The following is a 23,054-nucleotide window of genomic DNA, read 5'->3' on the forward strand; positions in this document are numbered from 1 at the left end:
GTATGAACCTGAAGTCGATGTTGGCGCGTCCATTTGCCACATATATTCATAATAAGATTAAAAAGGGCATGGAAACCGCGGTAGCCGACCAGGAGGCTATCTTTAAAAGCCTGATTAAGAGCGCTTCAGGTACTGCTTTCGGGAAGGATCATGGTTTTAAGGATATTGAGAACTACGATCAGTTTAAGCGTCAGGTGCCTATCCGGGACTACGAGGGGCTGAAATCTTATATTCAGCAGGTGAAAGAAGGGAAGGACAATATATTATGGAAAGGCAAGCCGATCTATTTTGCCAAGACTTCCGGAACCACGAGCGGTATCAAGTACATCCCTATTTCTAAAGATTCTATCAGTAATCATATTGATTCTGCGCGTAATGCGTTGCTGTGTTATATAGCCGAAACCGGCAATGCGGATTTTACGGCGGGTAAGATGATTTTTTTAAGCGGTTCGCCGGTACTGGAGCGTACGGGGGGCATTCCTACCGGTCGTTTAAGCGGTATTGTAAACCACCACGTACCCAAATACCTGCGTACCAATCAGTTACCCAGTTACGAAACCAATTGTATTGAAGACTGGGAAACCAAACTGGATGCGATTGTAAAGGAGACGATTAACCAGAATATGACCCTGATCAGCGGTATTCCACCGTGGATGCAGATGTATTACGACCGCCTGACTGAACTGAGCGGCAAGAAGATAAAAGACCTTTTTCCTAATTTTCAGCTGATGGTGTATGGCGGGGTGAATTTTGAGCCTTACCGTTCGCGTTTGTTTGATAGTATTGGTGGAAAGGTGGATTCTATAGAAACATTCCCGGCATCTGAAGGGTTTCTGGCTTTCCAGGACTCGCAGCATGCGGAGGGATTACTGCTGAATACCAATTCAGGTATATTTTTTGAGTTTGTACCGGCCAACGAAATCTTCAACGACAATCCTACGCGGTTAATGCTGGGTGATGTGAAGGTGGGCGAGAACTATGCTGTGGTACTGAGTACCAATGCAGGTATGTGGGCCTATAATATAGGCGATACGGTAAAGTTTGTAAGTACCAATCCTTACCGCTTAGTGGTAACGGGCCGTACCAAACACTTTATTTCTGCATTTGGCGAGCATGTGATTGCGGAGGAGGTAGAGCATGCGTTAATGCAGGCAGCCAATGAGCAGCATGTGAAGATTACGGAGTTTACAGTGGCGCCTATGGTACAGCAGGGAGAGGGGCAGAGTTATCATGAATGGTTTGTGGAGTTTGAAACATTGCCTTTTGACATGCGTTCGTTTGCGCAGCAGGTGGATAATAACCTGAGACAGAAGAACGTTTATTATGACGATCTGATAGCAGGAAACATTCTGCAGCAGCTGAAGATTACACAGGTACGCAAAAACGGATTTATCGATTATATGAAATCTATTGGTAAATTGGGCGGCCAGAACAAACTGCCCCGTTTAAGCAATGACCGTAGAATTGCCGATCAGATGCAGGAGTTTCTTGCGCAATAACCCTTAGAAAACAGCGGTAACTAATTAACTTATCTTCAACTCTTTTAACAACGGCATTACAGATGACTAAACGTATTGCTATATTCGGTTCTACCGGTTCGATAGGCACACAGGCTTTACAGGTAATAGCGGCGAATGCCGATAAGTTTACAGCGGAGATATTAACAGCACATACGAACGAGACTTTACTGATTAAACAGGCGCTGCAGTTTAACCCGAATATTGTGGTGATTGCAGACGACAGCAAATATGCCAAAGTAAAAGAGGCGCTGGCAGGCACCCCTATTAAGGTGTTTGCAGGCGAAAAGGCTTTGGAAGAAGTAGCGGCTATGAACTGCTACGATCTGATGCTGGCGGCTATTGTTGGCTATGCAGGTTTAAAGCCCACTTTACAGGCGCTGGATAACGGCAAGCCTGTAGCGCTGGCCAACAAGGAAACGCTGGTGGTTGCGGGTGATATTGTGATGCAGAAAGCATTGGAGAAGAAGGTGCCGCTGATTCCGGTGGATAGCGAGCATTCTGCCATTTTTCAGTGTCTGGTGGGTGAGGGTAGAAACAAGATTGAGAAGATTATATTAACGGCCAGTGGTGGCCCGTTTTTAGGCAAGAAGCCCAATTTTCTGGTGAATGTAAAGCGGGATCATGCTTTACAGCATCCTAACTGGAGCATGGGTGCCAAGATAAGCGTAGACTCTGCCACGCTGATGAACAAGGGGCTGGAGATGATTGAAGCTAAATGGCTGTTTAACCTGCAACCCGATCAGATTCAGGTGCTGGTGCATCCGCAGAGCATTATTCACAGCCTGGTACAGTTTGAAGATGGCAGTATGAAAGCCCAGATGGGGCTGCCGGATATGAAACTGCCAATCCAGTACGCACTGGCATTTCCGCACCGTATTCCCAACGATTTTCCACGATACGACTTTAAAAAACCGGCCACACTTACGTTTGAAGACCCGGACATGAAAACGTTCCGTAATCTGTCGCTGGCTATCAACGCCTTGTATAAAGGCGGTAATATGCCTTGTATTCTGAATGCGGCGAACGAGATAGCGGTGTTTGCCTTTCTGCGCAATCGCATCGGGTTTCTGGACATGACAGATCTGGTGGAACGTACCATGGATAAAATACAATTTATTGCAAATCCTACGCTGGAACAGTACTACGAAAGCGATGGCGAGGCCCGCAACTTTGCAGCTTCGTTAATACAGATGTAGTGCCTTTTTTTGTATCATTGCTGTGCTTTAACCATTGTAAATTAAATTAATCATCCCTCAAGAGAGGGAAACGGAACGTATGTCATTAACATTATTAGCAATAAACTGGAGCAGTGTAGGCGTAAAAGTTCTTCAGTTTATTCTGTCTTTCTCCATACTGGTTACCCTGCACGAGCTTGGTCACTTTTTAACAGCCCGCTGGTTTAAATGTCGCGTTGATAAGTTTTACCTGTTCTTTAATCCATGGTTTAGCTTGTGGAAGAAGAAGATTGGCGAAACGGAATACGGTATTGGCTGGGTTCCGTTTGGTGGTTATGTGAAGATTGCGGGTATGATGGATGAGAGCATGGATAAGGAGGCAATGAACCAGCCTGCACAACCTCATGAGTTCAGAAGCAAGCCCGCCTGGCAGCGTTTGATTATCATGGTAGCGGGTGTGATAGTAAACGTAATACTGGCGTTGTTTTTATTTATCATGATCACCTATACCTGGGGTGAAGAATATATTCCTGCGAAGAATGTTACTTACGGTATACATGCCGATTCACTGGGCCGCTCTATAGGTTTACAGGACGGTGATAAAATACTGGCGCTGGATGGCAAAGCCCCGGAAACACTGGAACTGCTGGCGATTGATGTGGTACTGAAAGAAGGTAAAGTACTTACCATTGAGCGTGGTGGCCAGCAAATGCAGATTCATATACCTGATGGATTTGCACGTAAGCTGAATGAAGCGAAACTGATGGGCTTTATTAATTATAATGTTCCGGTGATTGTGGATACGGTTACACCCGCAGCGAAGTTTACACAGGACAAACTGATTAAAGGCGATACCATTCTTACACTGGACAATCAGCCTGCTTACTGGTATCATCAGTTTGACAGCCTGAAGCAGCCACGTAAAGACAAAGAGATTGCGCTGGGTGTTAAGCGTGGTAATGATACTGTATTGGTGAAGGCAGTGTTAGCCGGTACGCGTGTTGGTTTTGGTGAGCGTAAGCCTGATCAGCTGTTTGGTACAGAAGTGAAGAAATACACTTTTGCCCAATCTATTCCGGAAGGGGTTAACCGTTGCTTTGAAACACTGGGCCGTTATATTACCGGCATTAAGCAGATATTTACCGGTAAGGTAGCTGCGAAAGATTCACTGGGTAGCGTAATCAGCATTGGTAATGCTTTCCCGAGCATCTGGGATTGGGAGCGTTTCTGGACGCTGACTGCTATCTTCTCTATTATCCTTGCTTTTATGAACATATTGCCAATACCGGCACTGGATGGTGGTCACGCACTGTTTACCCTGGTAGAAATGATCAGCGGCCGCAAGCCCAGCGATAAGTTTATGGAGTATGCCCAGATAGTAGGTATGGTACTGTTGCTGAGCTTAATGGTTTATGCGCTGGGCCTGGACTTCTGGCGGATATTTAAGTAATATTAATTCCAATCTTTTTCATAAGAATAGAGGCGTTCATGCTTTGGCATACGCCTCTTTTTAATTTATAGTCGAAGTACAATTCTTCGCCTGCTACCTGCACATCAAAGTGATAGTTGTGTACAGCCTGTGGGTAAGGCTGTTCCAGCGCAGCCAGTTCTACATCGTGCGTGGCTACTACGGCAATCGCCTCTTCTTTAATCATCTGTTGAATCAGCGCTTTAGAGCCGGTATGTCTATCGAGCGAGTTGGTACCACGCAGAATTTCATCCAGCAACACAAATACCTGTTCGTGCTGGTTTACCCTTTCAATAATCTCTTTCAGTTTTTTCAGTTCGGCGTAGAAGGTGGAGGTGTTTTCGGCCAGGTTATCGGCAATACGCATACTGGTAACCAGATGTACGTGCGACATTACAAAGCGTTTAGCGCATACAGGTGCGCCCATCATAGCCAGAATAGTGTTTACCCCCATACTACGAAGAAAAGTGCTTTTACCGGCCATATTAGAGCCTGTGATGAGCATGATTTGCCCGGTGCCGTTGACATGGCAGCTGTTGTTTACTCTTTTGTCTGCCGGAATAAGCGGGTGGCCCAGTTCATCGGCCTGGAAGGTGAAGTGCTGCTGCGATAGCTGGGGCATCACCCATTCCGGCTGGTTAAAGTGCAGGGTGGCGAGGGTACTGTATACTTCTGTTTGTGCAATGGCTTTGTACCAGCTGGCTACTACCTGTTTGTTGCGCTGTTTCCATTGCTGCAGGGCTATGGTTTGCCGGATATCCCATAACAGGAAGGCATTGAGTAACGGGATGACCATTATGTTGAGGCGGAAATCGAGCCGGTTGAGAATGTTTTTCAGTTGCAGCAGTTCGGCGGCGGCTTTGCGTTCGCTGCTTTGAATCAGCTGTTGTATTTCCTGTAAGGCGGGTGCCTGCCAGGCTTGTTTTTCGATATGATTAATCTGTTGTTGCAGGGCGTCTATTTCCGGGTTGATGCGGGATACATAAGCATGTATAACGCTGATGGGTTTTAGCCATGCAGAGGTGATGATGATGAGCAGGAATAAGATGCTTACGAGCTGCGAGGCAGTGATGATTTCTGCAATGCAGAGGGCGGTGAAGGTAAGTGGTATAACGGGGTAAAGCCAAAGGAGCATGCGCCAGATAGCGTGTGTGAAATGCTTGTTGGGTGTGGCGAGCCATTGGTTAACGCGGTTTTCGGTATGTACGGTGATGGCAGCGCTTTGACCGTAGTTCTGGAGTGTTTGTCGCCATGCGGGTTGCTGACTCAGTTCCGTTACGGCCTGCTGGGTGCTGATGATCTGGTCGGGGCCAAGTGGATTAAGCAGGCGTTGCGCAAAGAGTGCTTTGCCCTGTTCTGACTCGCAGCGGTTGATGTATTGATAGAGCGAAGATGGGCCGAAGAGGTCCATATCGTTGGAGTAGGCATGTACAGCAGGCTGATGTGTGGCGCCAGTTTCGCGATCGGTATACCGGTTACTGAGCGCATTCAGTTCGGTATGCAGAATATGTACCCGGCGTTGCAGAAAGCTGATGAGGGTATCGTTATCCATATCCATATAAACGATGGTGAGGAAAACGGCTATGCCTGCCACGATGCTGATAACCGCGCCCAGCGGCTGTTGCGGCAGAAAAAGGTAACAGAGCAGGGCAGGAATTAACAGGCAGGCGAGGCGTACCCAGCCCAGGCGTTTTCTTTTCTGAAGCAGTTGTTGCAGGTGTGCTTCTGCCTCCTGTAACTGCGCCTGATACCAGGCAAGCGGTTGAATACTCTTGTTCATAGCGGCTAAGCTAAGGAGGATACGGGCATATTGTATACCGGCTGTGTAAAATTGCGGGGTAACATGCGGTGTAATGCGGGCTGTGCGGCACTATTAACAGAAGTATTAACAAAAATGCATCCTCCCATGGCGGGGTAAGTATAGCAAAAATTGCTATTTTCAATGCCATATGATTCAATGACCGGTGATGGCTGTATTGGTAGTGATGACGGGCAAATCTGTACGACTTTATGGAAAACTATACATTGTACTCGCATTCAGCTGAGCTGGAAGGCGTTTTATTAAAGGTGCAGCAGGCTTTTCCGAAGGCTGTTGTGGAAGTAACCAAAGAAGAGGAAATTACCACTATTACTGTTATGGTGAAGGGCGGTTTGTTTTCTAAAAAGCAAACGCTTACGCTGAAGTATCGTCAGCGGCTGTTTCCCTCGTATCATTTAAAGGATGTGCATTGTGCAGTGAGCAATCAGTTTCTGGGCATGTACCATTATGTAGCGGCATTGCCTGCGCGTGATGAGGAATTGCGGGTGGCGTTGCTGAAAAAGATAGAAACACTGAATTCTGAGATAGCGGTGAGTGCAGACCCGGTATTGTCGCCCACTTTTCAGCAGTTTCTGCTGGAACTGGCAGGCGGCTTACAGGCCATTCTGTTTGTGGGGCCGGGGCTTACTTTATCCAAATCGACCGTACAGCATTTTCTGGACAGTCAGTTTTACCTGCTGATGGATACCGAAGGGCATACGGGTACGGGCAATGTAGATCTGGTGATCTCTTCCCGGTATTTTGACGACCCTATGCCTGCGAATGAAACCCAGCTGGCACGTAAGAACCGCACGGAAGCCCTGCTGGAGCGCCGGAAGATACGTGTGAACCATCACCTTCCTGTGGTGCCTGATGTAGCAGCTATTACCCTGCGCAGTGAAGAAGAGATACTGGAGCGTATTTACTGCCTTACGGTACTGGCAGCCAAAGGTGAAGGTGTGCGCCAGGAAGTGCTGGACGATAAAATAGAAGAACTGAATATAACCGGCTTTACGCCTATAGAGGCTGCTTTACTGGATAAAGAAACGCTGACGGAACAGGAACAGGCGAATACTACCTGGCGGTATGAGTGTGTGTATGTGCTGCTATGGGCGCTGGGGCTGGAAGAAGAGCTGGGCTACCCGGATACCATTTGCGATGTACCGCATATGGTAGAGATGGTGATTAACCAGAGCCGTGTAATACTGGAAAGCAAGGCGCAACTGCGTGATGCGGAAGAGATACTGGAGCAACTGGATCAGATATACCGTATGCACTGGGCCTGCGTGGAAGCCCATTTGCACCATCAACAGCCGGAGGGTGGCATGGAGGCGGGTGTGGTGTATGAACGGCATTATGCGCTGAACTGGCTGACGGGGTATGAGGAGCAGGAGTGGGATGAGGTGCAGACGGATACGTAAGAGTGATATGAAAATTTTTATATAAACAGGGAAAGCCCTGCCGTTGAACGGTGGGGCTTTTTTGTGCCTTGCAGTACGGATATAGTACGGGGTATGTACGGAGCAGGTACCGGGGATGTATGGCTATGGGTACAAGCATCCAGCAAGGATCTACGGAGCATCTACGGAGTATCCTGCGGGGATGTATGGCTTTAAGCAGGCTTAGGGTAGACTCTGGTATAACTGATGCTGCTACATTTTGCTACACTATGCTGCTATATGCTACCTGAAGCTACACCTGTTATTGCGGGGCTTTTGAACGGGGCTAGCATTGTACTGTCAACAGCGGTAAACAGGTTGAAATGATTGCCAGGCGCCGGCAGCTATGACATCCGGACGGAAGCCGCTTATTCTATCATTTTTCATTAACTATTTGTTATGGCAAGACAGAGTAACATTTTTAAACTGAAGGGTACCATCGGCGATGCTACGTTTTACAAAACTCAGGATGGATATATGATCCGCGAAAAAGGCGGCATAGAGGGCGACAGAATTAAAACCGACCCCAGGTTTCAGCGTACCCGTGAGAATATGACTGAGTTTGGTTATTCCGGACGTATGGGCAAGATGATCAGGAATGCGTTTAAGCCTATGCTGAACCGGTCTACCGACAACCGGTTTACCGGCAGGCTGGTGCGCAACATTATGGATGTACTTAAAACGGATGAAACCAGTGTGCGTGGCAAACGCAATCTGCTGGCGGGCGATGTAACCTTGTTACAGGGGCTGGAATTTAATGCCCGTGTGCCTTTGAGTGTAGTGTTTACTATTCCGTTTTCTGTGGCAGTGGATCGCGTTACCGGCGCGGTGACAGCAGAGATTACCAACTTTATACCCGAGAATCAGGTGCTTTTTCCGCACGGTGCTACACACTGCAAGCCTGTGCTTGCGGCAGCTACTATTGATTTTGCTACGGGAGCAGTGAATATGACTTCCAATGAGGGTGCACCCTTTACTAACGGTGCAGATGAGATGCCTGCGAGTTCGCTTTCGTGTAATGTTTCTGCCAATACCACGCTTCCGGTATTTGTGGTGCTGTGCGCTTTCTTTTATCAGGAGGTGAACGGTACGCTGTATATGTTGCGTAGTGGCGGTTTTAACGCTATCTCGCTTATTAAAGTTGATGCCATTGCTTAAACCGGGAAATATGAAATTACTACTAACGAGAACGTATTACCCCAGAGGCACCAATGGTACGCTGTATGCCGGAGAGCAGGTTTTATGCCGTACGATAGAGTTGCCGTGGCGGAAAAATGAATCAGGCATTTCTTGTATACCGGAAGGTAAATATGAGGTGGTGCTGCGGCACAGTAAACAACATGGTGAGCATTTGTATTTGCCTGATGTTGAAAGCAGAAGCCTGATATTGATTCACCCGGCCAACAATGCACTAAAAGAACTGCGGGGCTGCATTGCACCTGTAACAACGCATACCGGTGAGGGAACAGGTACGGAATCCCGTAAGCCTTTTGAGCGACTGGTTGATCTGGTGGGGGCCGCATTAACAAGCGGCGAAACGGTGATTCTTGAGATTGTAAAAGCCATTTAATTTTTCACCATTTAAAAACGCATTACATGAAAACAGCAGAACAAACACTGAGCATGTTGCAGCGGATGCAGCTGCCCATGCCCAACTTTTTTAAGAAGGTGCGGCGTGTGGGGATGACACTGACGGCCATCAGCGGGGCATTGCTGGTAGCGCCTGCGGGGCTGCCTGCGATTTTAACCGATGTAGCCGGTTACCTGGCGGTGGCGGGAACGGTGATGACGGTGGTGAGCCAGGCTACCGTATCGCAGGATGTACTGGCGGTGCTGCCGGATGCACAGGCGGCACGCAAAGTTACACCGGAGGAACGGTATGAATAACCTGTGGGAGGGGAGCATCAGCATGCGCCTGGGATTTGCCGGAGGGCTGGTACTGACGGTAGTGGCCACCGCGGGGAGCCCGGACTTAGGAAGGGCGATGTTGCTGGCTGCCACGGGTGCGGTGGTAAGTTTTGTAACATCGATGCTGATGAAACTGGTGTGGAAATGGTTAACGCGGAGAGGTAAGTGAAAGGAGGGGCTTCTGGAAGGAGGCCCCTTTGTATTACCCTGCGATTATGCGGATGATATCCCGCACGGGAATGCCTTTTACCTCAGCAAACAGCTGAACAGATACCGGCGTTCTGGGAGCCAGACCGGCTTGCTGACGAACCTGCCGCAACACTCTATCTGCCGAGCGGTGGCTGATGCAAAGCACCTGTGCCACATGCTCTGCCCGCAAAAACGCGGGTGGCGGCTTTGCCTGTTTTACCGATTGCTGTGCAGGCAGTAACTGCCCTTTTTCCGGTTTGGGATGGTAGTACCATTCCTCCAAAAATCTGACTGCTTTTTTGTGTTCCATAAGAGCAGCGTCCAGGGTGGACAAAATAGCTTTCAATAGGATATTGGTGCTGTCTGGGTTGTGATTGGTTGACATAGCACCTTGGTTTATGGTGTATAAAGTTTATGCAGGAAAGTGACCCTGCCAAAAGAGAAATATGGCGAAAAGGGATGAAAAAATAACGTAGTAGTTAATTGTTATATATAAGATAAAATAACTGCCTTATATATTTATTATGGAACTGTTGCCGTTATTTATAGTATTAAACAAGCTGCCTTATGGTTCGGGCTCAATTGCCGAAGGAATCAACCCCTTCCTTAAACACCTTCAGACAGGTTTCTGACACCTATACCGGTGCCCGGCGGTTAGCGGGCGCGGATATTACCGAATATCAAGAGTGGGATAACGGCCATCTGCTGATGGAGGGACTGTATTGCGGCAAACAACTGGTGCAGCTGTTTGCCCTGCATGTTCGCCACCGGGAGCGGATATGTTTCAGGGCCGTATGTGATTTTACCGCGTTGTGGTATATGTGCACTGGTGGGAGTGGGTATGTACTGGAGGGGCTTGGCAATAACAGGTTGGAGGCCGGTAAATGCGCGTTGAGCTACCTGCCTGCCCACCTGGAACATTTTGCTACCTATGAACCGGGTACGCATGTGTTTATGTGTATAAGCCTGCTGCCATCGCACCTGGATGCGCACCATCCGCGCCTGCACCAGTTGTATCATTTAGAGCAATGGGTACGGCGCGGAGGTAAGCGTGCCTGGCAGCAGCCGGTATTGGAAGGATCGGAGCCTATACAAGCTGCTTTTGAAAGCCTGCTTACGAGTGGCAAACCGGAAGCCCTACCCGCCAGTGCCGAAACTGCGATTGCGGAATACAAAAAACTGGTGTACCAGCGTATGCAGCGGGAGAGTATAGAAGAGCGGCATATACAAAAAGCGATGGAACTGAAAATGCGCATGGACACCTGCAATAACCTATCTAAACCGTTAGCAACTATTTATCAGGAACTGGGCATAGGTGAATATGAGGCGGGAAAGGCGTTTAAATATCTGACCGGGCAAACCCCTGCTGCGTATTTGCAGGAGCAGAAGCTGTTGCTGGTGCGGGAGCTGCTGTGGTATGGCGGTAAACGGGTGAAAGAAGTGGAGCAGGTGGTTGGTTTAAGTGCCAATAACATTATGAAGCTGTTTCCGGCACGTTTTGGGATGGGGACGAAGGAGTTTGTGCAAAGGCGGCAAAAATGGTGAACGGGAGCGGAATTTTTGCTATATTTGCAGCCGGATTTATAAGCTCTTTGATCTTTTACGATCTTAAGCAACATATGGGGTTGTACTGGTTTTGACAGCATACGTTGTGGTAGGTGTAAGCATGCAGTGCGTTGGATAATTAGCACTTTAATCTGAATATTCAAATTTCAAATGGCAATACTTCGTATGCCATGGCTGCCTAATCAGTGATTAGATAGTCATTAGGGCCGCTAGAGCAGGTTGGTCTGTTACCAAGCTCCGCCGCCGACTCAAAACAAATACAGAATGCTGTAGTGGAAGGCTGTGACTACTGCAAAAGACTATACAGCTAAGTGATTGGTTGGTTTGTTCACTTCCTGCCAGTTGCCGACAATTAATAATGAACTAAGCATGTAGAAAGCTTATGACAATGATGTTTGGACAGGGGTTCGACTCCCCTCAGCTCCACCCGACGTTATTGATTTTTTTAATGGGTAATCAGTTTCTGATTACCCATTTTTGTTTCTATTATTTACTATGATGTTCTTCTATTGTAATGATTATTAATTATTTAGAAAGATGTTATCCCTCCTTTATTTGTCTTTTAAGGAAAACGGAATGCCTATTTATATATCTGCAAAAGTTTAATGTTGTCAAATTCTGCTTGAATGCTGAGGGGTATCGAACCCCTTTTTCGGGTATTCGAACTCTTTGAATCGTAGCCCAATATTAATTACTGGTTGCAATTCTGATCGAAAGTTCTGCAACCCGTCGAAAAAAGGTGACAATGTCCTTCGCCTGCTTGATAGTCTCGGTAATGTGATTAGATATAAGATCGCTTATGAACTTTTTTAGAAAAGGTTTATTATCTAAAAGTGCCAAGTCCTGGATCGGTTCCTTAGGTGTTTTACGGTGAGGCTTTTTAAACGGTAGGATTGTATTTCTATAGATAAGTTGAAGACTTTCAGCCATATTACTTAATGAGAAGCTTGCCTCGGAATAAACAATTCCATAGGGAAAGATCATGCTTATGAGCTCTTTCTTCTCGATAATTGAAAGCTCCTCAAACAATGTATCCAAATGATAGAATCTAGAGACAATGATAGTGGATGCGTTGGTTATACGGCTGGTTTCGTTAGAGACTATAGCCAGCGTCGATTGCAACAGTCCTTTCTCAGTTTCTAATTCCTTTTTCATTATTCTATAATCTTCAACATCAATGCTGCTTGACAGAAGCAGGGAGCGGGCTCTTTCAATTTTGTAATTGAGCATCTCGATCTTAATGACTAATTTATTTTGCTTAGTGGATAATCCAATTAGATTTTCATTGAGCAAATCCATAACAACTAATTGATAAATATCTTTGAAATAATTGTTGGGTATAAGTTCAGCAATAAATGAGCTGAATTGTGAATGGATGCGTTCTATGGGGATTCGGGTATGCTGACTTCTCTGGCAGTGATAATAATAGTACACTTTCTTTTTCTTGCCTGTTGAACCACTCCCTGTCAAACATTTATTGCAAACTGGGCAGCGCAGGAAGCCTCTAAAAGGAAACATTTTATCGGCACTGTTCTTTCTGGGGTGAATTTTCTTTCGCGATATGATCTGTTGGACTTTTTCAAACAATGAAGTTGAGACAATGGAACTATGCTGTCCTTGTATGTAGACAGGCGAAGTTTGGTTTTTTGATTTTAATAGAATTTTTCCGCAATATATCGGGTTTCTTATTGCTTGCCAAAAGCAATGAATGCTTTTCGAGAAACCGGACTTAGTGAGCGTTTTATAAACATGTCCAACAGGCTGTACTCCCTTTGCTAGCTCATGAAAGGCCATCCGCATAAGACCTGCGTAAGGCTCAACAGGTTCTATATATTTAATGCCATCCTCTGTTATTTTATTTACGTATCCTACTGGAGCATGGCCCATCCATTTTCCTTCTCTTAAGCCTCTATCGATACCTTGCTTGATGTTCAATCCTCTTCTTTCATTTTCTACCTCAGGAAGCGCAAGATAAAAGGCCATCATTATTTTACTTTCCGGAATTGATGTATCCAGCGGTTGGTCAATAGCTTTGACTTCAATATGAAGATTTGCTAATTGTTTAATCATGTGGTAGGCTTCGCCGGTGTTTCTACTGAAGCGATCCCATTTTGTGACTAGTAAAAGCCTTGGTGTAGATTGCTTTTGGGCTAGATAGCTGGCGAATAGTTTTTTCCATTCCGGGCGATTGAATGTTTTAGCGGAGTAGTCTTCAAATACAACCTTGTCTACTTCAATGGAGTTGAGGACGCAGTAAGATTTAAGAATCTCCTCCTGGTATCGCTGTGAAAAACCAGTTGTTTTTTGCTCCTCGGTGCTGACCCTAATATATAAATCTGCAATTTTCAAATCTACAGATTATAGGAAGTATAAAGGTATTAAATCTATAGGAATTGAGGGGGGATTTGGGATGGGAAATTAAGCATAAGAGCTTTCATATTTAGCCCTTAGCTTTTGATATAAATATGTGTGAGTTGGATTTTTTGTATATTTAATTTCTAGTAGGGTTTACCAATGTAAACCGACCCCATAAACTACGATAATTAGATTGCCAATGGATGCTCAAAGAAAAGCCCTTGCCCGTAAATTCTTCAAGTTATTAGTTTATCAGGCAGATGGTAGCCGTTTTGAAGATGTTTTCACCTCCATAATGAATTATTGTGAATCTGGTTTCCAACAGATAAAGCCATGGGGGAACATTGGCGATCGTAAGAATGATGGCTATATTAAAGAAAGCGGTACCTTTTTTCAAGTTTATGCGCCCGAAGATGTTACAAGAGATTATCCTACTGCAGTGAAAAAAGCGAAAGATGATTTTTCATTGTTGCTTTCACAATGGGAAGGTATAAAAGAATATTATTTTGTGCTCAATGATAAATTCAAGGGAGTTAACGCTGATTGTGAGCAAGCTCTATCCTTAATTGTTAAAAAATATAAACTAAGAGGCGGAGGGTTGCTTACACCCAAAGTTTTGGAAAATAAATTGTTTGAGCTAAGTGAAGATCAAATTATGTCGGTTGTCGGTTTTTTGCCAAGCGAAGAAATTATTCAACATATCGATTTTTCCATACTTTCTGAGGTAATTGGTTTTATAATGGGATTGCAGATTGACCTAGTTATTACGAAAATTGAATTTCCAAATTGGGATAGAAAAATAGCTTTTAATAAGTTGAGCCCCAAAACTAATTTTTATCTAAACTTAGGATCGCAGAATATTGGAGCACTTAACACTTTCTTAGGTAGCGATCCTTTTTTAGCTGAGGCTTTGCAGGAAAAAATATCCGGCATCTATCAAAAGGTTAAGGAAATGGAAATTGAGTCGTCTGATGAATACTCTGGGGATTATATTTTTTGGACTGTTATAGATGAATGTTGCCCAAAGAAAGAAGTTCGATATCAACACGCTGTTATGACTATCATTGCAAAATACTTTGAGTCTTGTGATGTTTTTGAGATTCATCCGACAGATTAGAATATGATATTACCAAGTAAACATATTAATTTTTCTCAGTCACTTCTGGGCTTTGGAAGTTACCTTTTGGAAAACTTGAAGAGGCCTAAATCGGTAGATGAGCTTTGGAGACAGTATAATCTGGACTATAAAAATGGGAATTACCATGCGAAACAAACATTTGATAATTTGATATTGGCCTTGATTTTTCTCTATGGAATAAATGCAATTTCTGAAACAAAAGGCCTAATATCAAAATGCAACTAATTTCATTAAGAGCCAATAAAGAAAGTTTCCGGCCAGTTGTGTTTAAAAATGGTCATGGACTGAACTTTATAGTGGCAAGGCAGGCGAAAGGCAACGAGAATCAATCGACCAATACATACAATGGCGTAGGTAAATCACTGCTAATTGCCATTATTCATTTTTGTTTAGGTTCAAACGCCAATGATTCATTCGAGGAAAACCTGCAAGGTTGGGAGTTTACTTTATCTTTTAAGATTGGTGAAGAGGAGTTTACTTCTATGAGAGCCACTTTAAATCAAAAGATAATATTACTCAATGGCGAAGAGTATAAAATAAAAAGCTTTAATGAAACTCTAGAAGCTTTGTTATTTGATATTCCGGAGGGGGTGGCTCATTTGAGCTTCAGAAATTTGTTGTCTTTTTTTATACGGCCAAGGAGGATATCTTATGAAGACTTTAAAGATCCTAATGGTCAAAACAAACCTTATGACTCTTTGCTTCAAAACTCTTTTCTCATAGGACTGAATGTGAGATTAGTTCAGGAGAAGTTTAGGCTTAGGCTCGAAAAAGAAAGGATTCGAAAATTAGTTGTTGAATTAAAAAAAGACCACCTACTAAAAGATTTTTTTACTGGAAACCGGAATGTTGCTTTAGCTGCCCAGGACTTGGAGGAACAAATTGCTGCTCTTGAGTTGGACTTGAAGAATTTTAATGTTGCTGATGACTATTACGAAATAAAAAGGCAGGCTGATTTATATAAGAGAAAGCTAGAAGACATACAAAATAATATAGTCTTGCTAGAGAACCAAATATCTAATATTGAGACGAGTTTGCAACTTTCTCCCGATATTAAGAAGGATTCAATATTGAGAATCTATAAAGAGGCTTCAGTGGTTCTTGCTGGTGAAACCATTAAGAGACTTGAAGAATTGGAGTTGTTCTATGCACATTTAACGAAAAATCGCCAAAAACGGTTATTGGATCAGAAGGAGGCGCTTGCCTCTGAATTACTAGCATTACGTAAGGATCATGAAGTTACCAGTAGGCAATTCGACGGAGCACTCAAGTATCTCGATACTCATCAGGCTTTGGATGTGTTTGTAAAATTGGCAAATAAGGTTGCCGACATGAAAAGCGAAAAGGAAAGGTTATTACGGTATGATGAACTTCTTAATAAATACAAGCAATCAAAAGTAACCTTAGAGAAAGACTTTCAGACGGCTACTGAAGAGACCTTCAAATATTTGAAAGAGGTACAAGTTATTTTGAAGGATACACGAGATTTCTTCAGAGAGTTGGCTAAAAGATTTTATCCAAAATCATCGGCAGGTATTACATTATACAATAATGATGGTGATAATCAAATTCGATTTGATTTTGATGTAAGAATTGAGGCCGATGCTTCTGATGGTATTAATAACGTGAAAATATTTTGTTATGATCTAACTCTTCTTTTGAAGGGATATGGCCATCATATGGATACTATATTTCATGATAGTCGGCTCTTGGACGCAGTTGACCCTAGGCAGTTGGCAGAGTTGTTCAGAGTTCTGCGCGATTATATCCTTTCATCTAATAAGCAATATATTTTGACTATAAATGAGAATCATCTAGCTGAAATACGGCCCTATCTGGATCAAGAAGAGTTTACTAGTATAATTGAAGACAACATCTGCCATTTATTGGAAGATAGAGCTCCCGAAAGTAAATTGCTTGGAATTCAAATTGATATGGATTATGAATGACACGTGTTGGAGAGTTGATGCTTTACAGTATATGGATTATTGATGTTTAACAATACAGAGTTAAATTATAGTAAATGAGACGACTAGAACTGAAAAATTTGGTATATAATGGAAATAGAATCGAGTTTCAAAAATTACCTAACTACATATATGGACCGAATTACAGCGGAAAAACATTCATATTTACTTTAATTCAGTTTGTATTAGGGATTAAAGGCGACTTTGAATATCGCCAAACTCCAGTCATTTTCAATGACTTTGAACTTGAAGCTTCAATAGGAGATGAACCATATGTATTTGTCAGAGGATATGGACTCAATACTGTCAAAGTCCAGAAGGGTGGCACATGGTTGACCTTTCTTGCAAATACAGATGAATATTTTGACTTTCTGATTGATACGTTTGATTTTCGACTCGAAAATGACTATCCGAAGAATGTAATCGTTAGTGTCTTGAGAGAGTCGTTTCGATCTGATCCTTCGTTCCGTGAGCGATCTCGTTATAGCAGGAAGGAAATCTACGGAGCGATGATGGGAATTAACTTTTTCTATCTCAGAGATATGAAGAAACGAATAAGATACTTAGAAGAAAATTCTAATGCATCAGAAAGGACAATTAGCGATTTGTCTCGTTATAGAGATGAAATTGTCTTCCTTATGGAAAGAGAATTGAAGGATGTGGATCTTAGGAAAATAAAAGACATAATATATGGATCGTACACCCGCTATTCGATGCAAAGAAAAGAAATGCAGGATGTATTAGTTAAGTCAGAGGAGTTATTAATTAATTTATCTGAACAGGCAGAGGACCAATTTTCTATAAAGATGAGCGAAATATCTTCTGCTTTTCTTAAGTTGTTAGCGGATGTCGGCGTTTCATCAAACATTGACGTTTCGGATGTTATTAATGGGCGAGTGAGTGGAAGGAGTTCGGGCGAGAAAGAGCTTATCAATTTCTTTATTGATTTTGTTTTGCAGTCAAGAGGCGATATTCTAAATACCGTCGGTTTATTGGTAAACGATTCTTTCGGTACATTCTTCGATTACAGTATTTTTGAAAAATTAGGTAGAATCATAGGACAAGCAGTGGAAAAAGATAAAATTCAATTTATTGGCTTTACTGTTAATCCATCGCTTGTTGATAGGAAATATTTGATCCGCCTGCCCGAAAGAGGAGGTTACATTGGCTAAGTTAACTCTTGCTCATTACTTAAGCATTGGCAGTTTACTTGTATCTATTACTGTCTTGTTTTTTGGTAATAATTTGATAGAAAAATTCAGAGGGCCTAAAGTCGTCTATTCAACTTTAAATGTTGATTTAAAATACCCGAAATCCGGTGTACAGCTTTCCAAAGAGGGAGCTTCATCGGCCCCCAATTATTACAGGGAAATTCGCATCCAGAATACTGGAAACAAATCGTCAACTAACTTAAGCCTTATAATCGAACTGGATGGAAACATTGTTGATAAGGATATAAAAAGTGACGAAGCTCTTACTAGCCACTGTGACTCATCTATAATCACGCTTGATTTCAAAAGATTTGTCCAGGGAGCTACAGCGGTTTGTAAAGTTTGGCTTACCCGTAAGGAGGCTGAGTTTAAAATTCGTCTTATTGATGATGAAGGAATAAAAACGGAGTTAGGAACGACAAAAGGGGATTCAGCAATTTCTCTATTATTGATTATTATTGGTTCTATATTTTTAATCGTTTCTGTCTCCTTATTTTGGTATGCTTGGAAAGTTAATCCACGTAACTTGAAAATTTCGGGTTTGGAAGCGACAAATATAGAATTGGAAAGTAATATCACTCGGTTAAAGTCAGAGCTAGATGATATTATCGAAAGGGATAATATGGTAAAAGAGTCCGTATCCTATAATGAAGCTTTTGAGTATTTAAATGCACTGCTGGATAAGCACGGAAAGAGAAAGTAGAGGAAGCTAATATTGCGTTATTGATTGATGATTGTTTTATGAAAAAATAAAATAGACGGATTTAATAGATCTATTTGATTTTATTCAGACTTAGATATTTTTTGCCAGCGCAAAAGAGAATATGTATTTTATTCGATCTGCCTGTCATTTATATCGAAAAAGGGACATTTCTTTTTCAGTTGGCAACAATATGAGGTATTTGAAAGTATTAAAATACGATGGGGATGATTCTTTGCAAATCAATAAAACAAAGTCCTCAAATTGCATTGAATAAATATGATCTCCACTTAAGGAGATGGTCAATTCTGATTGTCTCGACACCTGGCCAAATAAACTGAAGGCTTCCGGGAAGATCAATATGTCAAAATTTTCAGACCTACCTCTGGAACGTTTGAGTTCGTAAAATCTGAGTCATCACTAACTATAATCCAGTTCTTTTTTTTTGCGAAATAGACGTAGTAGCTATCATTGAATCCTATCTTTTGAAACAAAGTCAGTACCTCCTCCAAGTTAATACTGTTAAAATCATCTGAAGCTTTAGCGCAGACTTTAGTAATCTTGGTCATTGCAATTTTCAGATCGGAAACAGTCTGAAGGTATCTTTTTGAGCCTACATAATCTTTTTTATAGGAAGGGAATGCTTTGGTTGCAGATTGCCCGTCGTTCTTGTTAGCAAGGTCATAGTCCAATCTCAAATATCTGTTACAGAATTCCGATAAGATTAGAGAGTTAATAAATATGGGTCTATTCCTTGAAAGAACATTGTTGAAAAGACTTGAGTATACTTTTTGTCTTTTTTCTCTTTGAAAGTTGGCCAGCGGACAGAATAAATACATCCAAACATTGTTATCAAATAAGAAAACGTCGTCGGATTTAAGAGTGTAGTCCTGAATTTTTAGAATATTATTCTTCGGCATTCGGAAAATTCTTTTTGAACACGTTGTCAAAGCCGCGCTTGTCCTTAAAATATTCCTTCGCCCTATCTGTAACAAGCTTCAAAACCTGAAGGTCTTCATTTGACATATTTTCAATTGTCAAATGCTTTTGTATATAGTCAGTAGTATATTCTCCATACAACTGGCCAATTGCTGCATTAAGGAAAGTGGAAACTATTAAGTCTACATTAGTAAAGTCTACGGCTACTTGATTGTCCTGAGTGAAATAATTGCTAATTAATTTAAAAATCATTTCACCTTGCTCGGTAGATACTGCAAATGACGAATGTAGTACATCGCCAATTTTAATTTCGTTCATAGCATCATTAATAGTTGTCATTTAAAGTACATTTTTAGGGTCAATTTCCGAAGACAGTTTATAAGTCTTTTTGTCATTCAGATTAAACTCGAAACTGACTATCGTACCTAAAAACCTATTTTTGAATGTATTAGCAAATTTAACACCTTTTTTTTCTTCCCAATAACCGTTTGACGATATTATCTGAATTGAACCTTCGTTTAGCTTAAGGAAAGATCTAATCAAACTGAGCCCCAGTCCCCCTGGAATTTTTCCATTCTTTGTCGTATTTCCTTCCTGAACAGCCCATTCAATTGTCTTATCACCATCCAAGTTACTGCCACTCTCAAAATAATCGTTTACATTTTTCCTAATGGTAACTCCCATATCCGAAATAGCAAACTTTAATACGCCTTCCTCCGGGTAAAATTGTCCGCATGTGTATACAAATTCACATTTGCCATGGCTATGAGCATTGTTAAATATTTCCAATAAACTTTTAATGATTGATTTTTTCAATCGATCAGATAAAATTGGAAAATCCTTTTGAGCAAGCAACTGATCATTAATGTAATCTTGGAAACTGGCTGTATCTTCCAGAGCAAACTTCCTAAAGTCAATGATTGTTGCCTCTGTTTCAGCCTCGAAATTTTTTTCCCCTAAAACCTTATAAAAGCCAGACTTTATTAACTCATCTTCAATATGAGACGGTACATTTTTCAGCTCAACCCGATTTTTCTCAGCTTTTAGACTGGCTATTAGGGCTCCAAACGGTGACAATAGGTTAGCCTCAAAATAACTGTTGCCGGCAAAGTCAAAACTCAGCTCTTCATTTTTAGCAGAATAAAGGCTAATACTGCAATAACATAAAAATTCATACCCAAGTTGGTCGGCGATGACCTTTTCTGGTACCTGGAAATGAACTCTTTTAACTTTTGCCATACATATTGGTGAAAATCCGGCTGAAAAATCGAATTTATTTTACTAAACTGCTGTAAATCAATTTTTTTGCCCCTTTTTCTGACAGAATAAGATTTTATGGCAATGATAAGAAACATAACTGATACCCCGATGTTCTGTAAGTAAATTTCCTTTTTCGGTTGGTCGTTAATAGATTATCAGCGAGGATCCCCCGCACCTTAAAATAAGTTAAATGCCTTTGTTATTTTTTTTATTTCGTTGGATTTCAGTTATTTACAAATTTCCTATATCATTTCTTGGGTAAGCTAAAAGAAATCATGGCCCCTTTCCGTAATTTGCCAATTATCGCCGGTTGCCGAACCATATTATTTCATTGATATCCTATTTCATCGCCTCCCTGATCTTGCCATCGAGCCGGATTATGCTCTTCATACGACATTTCGCGGTACCTGCACGACTTTTTAACCAAAACTTTTATACTTCTTTCTCCTTACTGGAATTATTGGGCGGCCTGACGGCAGATACATGGAACCGACGGAAAGCCGCTTTGCTTAGGCTAGAACAATCAGGTATAGCCAGAGGCTTCTGGAAAATCTTTATTTATTTGCCCTTGCTGTTTACCGGTTACTGGATCTGTACCGCTTTCCTAGAACGCAAAGCCTCCGCTCTGTTGTGGATAGGAGGAATCATTGGCATTGCGCTGCTTCTATATCAATTCTTATTCTTTCTCAAGGGGATGCTCGTCGCTCTGCGGAAAAGAATGGCCTGCTATGGTTGCTTCTGCTAGCGGTATGCATAGGGTTTACCTGTGTCCTGCCGGCATACCTGGCCTGGCAGCCTGCTACTTACTTGGCCGGCAAATTAAAGAACGACGCTTCATTTGCGCGCATCATGGTGATTGTCCTGAGCGCTTATATCTACACGCGGTATAATTTCCATGAAAAAACAGCCCCTAAAATGGGACAAGGGGCGTTTCTGACGAGTTTTAACCTGCTTCAGATGATACGATCCTGCAGCCTGACATGCTGGTGGTATGCGGAGAAATTACAAGGAAGTATCTGGATTTTGCTCCCGCTTTGGTAATTGAGATATTGTCGCCTTCTACCGCTTTGAAAGACCGGCACACTAGAGCATCCCGTAATGCCAGACTATTTTAGGGCTGGTTGTGTCTGTGCTGAAAAGATCACAAACAATTATAAAAGTCATAAGAAAAGGGAGGCCTTTTTAAAAAACAAGTCAGTACGGAAGGCAAAATGGCTGGCTAAAAGATGGGGGCAGAATTCACTTGGAAGCTTTTATTGCACGAAAGAAGGCCATAACATTTTACTTTTTAAGGATCCGCATAAACCAAGGTATTTTTGGAAAATAGATAAGCAGCCTGTTAGTAAATGGTATACAGATTTACAGGTTGCCAAACGTGATATTTGGTATTACATGGAAATGCAACGTCAGCCAAATAAATGGTGATAGGCAATCGTTTGCATATGATGGCATCAGCAAAGCATCATTTTAATAGGAAAAAATCAGCTATTTGATATTATCATACGTGCTTAACCGTATATCATTTATTTCCAGTATCATGGGTGTGAGTTGTTCGATTGGCAAATACTCAACTCCACCAAGGGGATCGCCTTTTTCATATTGAGATTTTTTCTCTGTGAAAAAGGCGATTTTTTATTTGATTATCAATGTGTTACTTGAGGTTGTTGTATGCAGATAAGGTGTTCGTATGACCTGTTTTTATATAAAGGGGACTAGACGAACACCAGACTAAAAAATCGTATTGTTGATATTGTTTAAAGGGTTACAAATCTTGCAAACATTAGATAAGAGAGAAGGTGTTCGGATATAATCCCCTCAGCTCCACGGAAAGGGAAGAATACAGTTTAATGTATTCTTCCCCTTTTTTATTTTGGCCTGTACAAAAGTTACATTGGATTGTCTTCAAACCATTTCACAATTGATGGCATTTTCCGTTCAAAGCCACCTGGAATAAAGAACTTGAGAGTCCTGCTTTAGCGTTAGTCTGATTTTTGAAATCGTGGATTATTCCGGCAGGAATTCTTATGAAGCTGCCTTTTCAGCGTGTATCCATTCCTCTCCGATTAGTATTGATGCGTTGCCTTCCTACACGTAAAATACTTCATCGTTATCCTCGTGTAGATGGGTGCCTAGCCCACCTGAAATCGCTTCCAGCCACCACTCAGAGATATTATACTTTTCGTTGGTTTCGTTTTCGTCGGCCTTAAAAATAGCGGTCATAGTTCTGCATTTGTCTTCTCTGCCCTCACCGGCGTTCAGAATTATGTTGTCTGTGTGATTTTTCTGATGTTTCATGATTTTTCATATAGCTACAATATTATATGTTGCATATTCATTCGGGCTTTAGATCATGCGCGGGGTTTGATGACTGCAGTTTGGAAGCCGCTTTTCGATACGTGATTTTATGAAGTTTACCTAAAT

At 42.3% G+C, this 23,054-nt stretch carries 21 protein-coding genes and 1 other RNA gene; 16 read left to right on the top strand and 6 right to left on the bottom strand.

From position 1 onward, the window contains the following. The first annotated feature begins 2 nt into the window (after nt 1–2). From IEY13_RS02105 to rseP, 3 genes are all read left to right on the top strand, one after another. The gene (locus tag IEY13_RS02105) at nt 3–1,499 is read left to right on the top strand and encodes a GH3 auxin-responsive promoter family protein (RefSeq protein WP_188950203.1); all 1,497 of its coding nucleotides are present in this window, start codon (nt 3–5) and stop codon (nt 1,497–1,499) included. A gap of 62 nt (nt 1,500–1,561) precedes the next feature. Beyond that, nucleotides 1,562–2,716, top strand: coding sequence for a 1-deoxy-D-xylulose-5-phosphate reductoisomerase (locus IEY13_RS02110; RefSeq protein WP_188950205.1), 1,155 nt, complete (start codon nt 1,562–1,564; stop codon nt 2,714–2,716). A 79-nt stretch (nt 2,717–2,795) separates the two neighbouring features. Continuing rightward, complete coding sequence (gene rseP, locus IEY13_RS02115; RefSeq protein ID WP_188950207.1) at nt 2,796–4,145, top strand: RIP metalloprotease RseP; 1,350 nt, start codon at nt 2,796–2,798, stop codon at nt 4,143–4,145. Here the strand turns inward: rseP and IEY13_RS02120 are convergent. Next, nucleotides 4,138–5,943 carry a MutS family DNA mismatch repair protein gene (locus IEY13_RS02120; protein ID WP_188950209.1) on the bottom strand — a complete coding sequence of 602 codons (1,806 nt, stop codon included), beginning with the start codon at nt 5,941–5,943 and terminating at the stop codon, nt 4,138–4,140. The genes rseP and IEY13_RS02120 overlap by 8 nt on opposite strands. A 230-nt stretch (nt 5,944–6,173) precedes the next feature. On the opposite strand from IEY13_RS02120, the gene IEY13_RS02125 reads away from it, so the two are divergent. The 5 genes from IEY13_RS02125 to IEY13_RS02145 all read left to right on the top strand — a co-directional run bounded on the left by IEY13_RS02125 (nt 6,174) and on the right by IEY13_RS02145 (nt 9,477). Further along, entirely contained in the window at nt 6,174–7,382 is a 1,209-nt protein-coding gene (locus IEY13_RS02125; RefSeq protein ID WP_188950211.1) for a DUF4272 domain-containing protein, read from the top strand. 417 nt (nt 7,383–7,799) lie between these two features. Next, nucleotides 7,800–8,558: a hypothetical protein gene (locus tag IEY13_RS02130; RefSeq protein WP_188950213.1), complete on the top strand. Its 759-nt coding sequence runs from the start codon at nt 7,800–7,802 to the stop codon at nt 8,556–8,558. Nucleotides 8,559–8,568: 10 nt separating this feature from the next. Beyond that, nucleotides 8,569–8,970 carry a DUF5675 family protein gene (locus IEY13_RS02135; RefSeq protein WP_188950216.1) on the top strand — a complete coding sequence of 134 codons (402 nt, stop codon included), beginning with the start codon at nt 8,569–8,571 and terminating at the stop codon, nt 8,968–8,970. A 26-nt stretch (nt 8,971–8,996) separates the two neighbouring features. Then, nucleotides 8,997–9,287 carry a hypothetical protein gene (locus IEY13_RS02140; RefSeq protein WP_229687677.1) on the top strand — a complete coding sequence of 97 codons (291 nt, stop codon included), beginning with the start codon at nt 8,997–8,999 and terminating at the stop codon, nt 9,285–9,287. After that, on the top strand, nt 9,280–9,477 hold the full coding sequence (locus IEY13_RS02145) for a hypothetical protein (protein WP_188950217.1): 198 nt from the start codon (nt 9,280–9,282) through the stop codon (nt 9,475–9,477). Before IEY13_RS02140 ends, IEY13_RS02145 begins: the two co-directional genes overlap by 8 nt. A 33-nt stretch (nt 9,478–9,510) precedes the next feature. On the opposite strand, the gene IEY13_RS02150 is transcribed toward IEY13_RS02145, so the two are convergent. Beyond that, complete coding sequence (locus IEY13_RS02150) at nt 9,511–9,882, bottom strand: hypothetical protein (RefSeq protein ID WP_188950219.1); 372 nt, start codon at nt 9,880–9,882, stop codon at nt 9,511–9,513. Between the two features lie 182 nt (nt 9,883–10,064). Between IEY13_RS02150 and IEY13_RS02155 the strand changes: the two genes are divergently transcribed. Further along, entirely contained in the window at nt 10,065–11,042 is a 978-nt protein-coding gene (locus tag IEY13_RS02155; RefSeq protein WP_188950221.1) for a helix-turn-helix domain-containing protein, read from the top strand. A gap of 76 nt (nt 11,043–11,118) precedes the next feature. Beyond that, nucleotides 11,119–11,492: a transfer-messenger RNA gene (ssrA, locus tag IEY13_RS02160) on the top strand. Between the two features lie 258 nt (nt 11,493–11,750). Here the strand turns inward: ssrA and IEY13_RS02165 are convergent. Further along, on the bottom strand, nt 11,751–13,412 hold the full coding sequence (locus IEY13_RS02165; RefSeq protein ID WP_188950223.1) for a recombinase family protein: 1,662 nt from the start codon (nt 13,410–13,412) through the stop codon (nt 11,751–11,753). A gap of 205 nt (nt 13,413–13,617) precedes the next feature. Between IEY13_RS02165 and IEY13_RS02170 the strand changes: the two genes are divergently transcribed. The 5 genes from IEY13_RS02170 to IEY13_RS02185 all read left to right on the top strand — a co-directional run bounded on the left by IEY13_RS02170 (nt 13,618) and on the right by IEY13_RS02185 (nt 18,437). Further along, entirely contained in the window at nt 13,618–14,535 is a 918-nt protein-coding gene (locus tag IEY13_RS02170) for an ABC-three component system protein (protein WP_188950225.1), read from the top strand. A 3-nt stretch (nt 14,536–14,538) separates the two neighbouring features. Continuing rightward, a complete protein-coding gene (locus IEY13_RS30395) occupies nt 14,539–14,781 on the top strand; it encodes an ABC-three component system middle component 6 (protein ID WP_373286916.1) in 243 nt (80 codons plus the stop codon). Next, on the top strand, nt 14,772–16,505 hold the full coding sequence (locus IEY13_RS02175) for a DUF2326 domain-containing protein (protein ID WP_188950227.1): 1,734 nt from the start codon (nt 14,772–14,774) through the stop codon (nt 16,503–16,505). The genes IEY13_RS30395 and IEY13_RS02175 overlap by 10 nt, the downstream gene beginning before the upstream one ends. Before the next feature lie 74 nt (nt 16,506–16,579). Beyond that, the gene (locus IEY13_RS02180; RefSeq protein WP_188950229.1) at nt 16,580–17,695 is read left to right on the top strand and encodes an ATP-binding protein; all 1,116 of its coding nucleotides are present in this window, start codon (nt 16,580–16,582) and stop codon (nt 17,693–17,695) included. After that, nucleotides 17,688–18,437 (top strand): hypothetical protein, encoded by a 750-nt coding sequence (locus tag IEY13_RS02185; protein WP_188950232.1) that lies wholly within the window; start codon nt 17,688–17,690, stop codon nt 18,435–18,437. Before IEY13_RS02180 ends, IEY13_RS02185 begins: the two co-directional genes overlap by 8 nt. A gap of 903 nt (nt 18,438–19,340) precedes the next feature. Here IEY13_RS02185 and IEY13_RS02190 read toward each other — a convergent pair. After that, nucleotides 19,341–19,712: an STAS-like domain-containing protein gene (locus IEY13_RS02190; RefSeq protein WP_188950233.1), complete on the bottom strand. Its 372-nt coding sequence runs from the start codon at nt 19,710–19,712 to the stop codon at nt 19,341–19,343. Next, nucleotides 19,713–20,612 (bottom strand): ATP-binding protein, encoded by a 900-nt coding sequence (locus IEY13_RS02195; RefSeq protein WP_188950235.1) that lies wholly within the window; start codon nt 20,610–20,612, stop codon nt 19,713–19,715. 989 nt (nt 20,613–21,601) lie between these two features. Between IEY13_RS02195 and IEY13_RS30400 the strand changes: the two genes are divergently transcribed. Beyond that, nucleotides 21,602–21,748 carry a Uma2 family endonuclease gene (locus IEY13_RS30400; RefSeq protein ID WP_373286923.1) on the top strand — a complete coding sequence of 49 codons (147 nt, stop codon included), beginning with the start codon at nt 21,602–21,604 and terminating at the stop codon, nt 21,746–21,748. Between the two features lie 970 nt (nt 21,749–22,718). On the opposite strand, the gene IEY13_RS30080 is transcribed toward IEY13_RS30400, so the two are convergent. Beyond that, nucleotides 22,719–22,928, bottom strand: coding sequence for a hypothetical protein (locus IEY13_RS30080; protein ID WP_229687678.1), 210 nt, complete (start codon nt 22,926–22,928; stop codon nt 22,719–22,721). Between the last annotated feature and the right edge of the window lie 126 nt (nt 22,929–23,054).

It is taken from the genome of Filimonas zeae (assembly GCF_014641615.1).
Lineage (GTDB): Bacteria > Bacteroidota > Bacteroidia > Chitinophagales > Chitinophagaceae > Filimonas > Filimonas zeae.

Coding starts and splice junctions, on each gene's coding strand:
- IEY13_RS02180 (WP_188950229.1), top strand. CDS start 16,580: ATGAGACGACTAGAACTGAAAAATTTGGTATATAATGGAAATAGAATC.
- IEY13_RS02170 (WP_188950225.1), top strand. CDS start 13,618: ATGGATGCTCAAAGAAAAGCCCTTGCCCGTAAATTCTTCAAGTTATTA.
- IEY13_RS02190 (WP_188950233.1), bottom strand. CDS start 19,712: ATGACAACTATTAATGATGCTATGAACGAAATTAAAATTGGCGATGTA.
- IEY13_RS02150 (WP_188950219.1), bottom strand. CDS start 9,882: ATGTCAACCAATCACAACCCAGACAGCACCAATATCCTATTGAAAGCT.
- IEY13_RS02105 (WP_188950203.1), top strand. CDS start 3: ATGAACCTGAAGTCGATGTTGGCGCGTCCATTTGCCACATATATTCAT.
- IEY13_RS02110 (WP_188950205.1), top strand. CDS start 1,562: ATGACTAAACGTATTGCTATATTCGGTTCTACCGGTTCGATAGGCACA.
- IEY13_RS02135 (WP_188950216.1), top strand. CDS start 8,569: ATGAAATTACTACTAACGAGAACGTATTACCCCAGAGGCACCAATGGT.
- IEY13_RS02140 (WP_229687677.1), top strand. CDS start 8,997: ATGAAAACAGCAGAACAAACACTGAGCATGTTGCAGCGGATGCAGCTG.
- IEY13_RS02125 (WP_188950211.1), top strand. CDS start 6,174: ATGGAAAACTATACATTGTACTCGCATTCAGCTGAGCTGGAAGGCGTT.
- rseP (WP_188950207.1), top strand. CDS start 2,796: ATGTCATTAACATTATTAGCAATAAACTGGAGCAGTGTAGGCGTAAAA.
- IEY13_RS30080 (WP_229687678.1), bottom strand. CDS start 22,928: ATGAAACATCAGAAAAATCACACAGACAACATAATTCTGAACGCCGGT.
- IEY13_RS30395 (WP_373286916.1), top strand. CDS start 14,539: ATGATATTACCAAGTAAACATATTAATTTTTCTCAGTCACTTCTGGGC.
- IEY13_RS02195 (WP_188950235.1), bottom strand. CDS start 20,612: ATGGCAAAAGTTAAAAGAGTTCATTTCCAGGTACCAGAAAAGGTCATC.
- IEY13_RS02155 (WP_188950221.1), top strand. CDS start 10,065: ATGGTTCGGGCTCAATTGCCGAAGGAATCAACCCCTTCCTTAAACACC.
- IEY13_RS02145 (WP_188950217.1), top strand. CDS start 9,280: ATGAATAACCTGTGGGAGGGGAGCATCAGCATGCGCCTGGGATTTGCC.
- IEY13_RS02120 (WP_188950209.1), bottom strand. CDS start 5,943: ATGAACAAGAGTATTCAACCGCTTGCCTGGTATCAGGCGCAGTTACAG.
- IEY13_RS02175 (WP_188950227.1), top strand. CDS start 14,772: ATGCAACTAATTTCATTAAGAGCCAATAAAGAAAGTTTCCGGCCAGTT.
- IEY13_RS02130 (WP_188950213.1), top strand. CDS start 7,800: ATGGCAAGACAGAGTAACATTTTTAAACTGAAGGGTACCATCGGCGAT.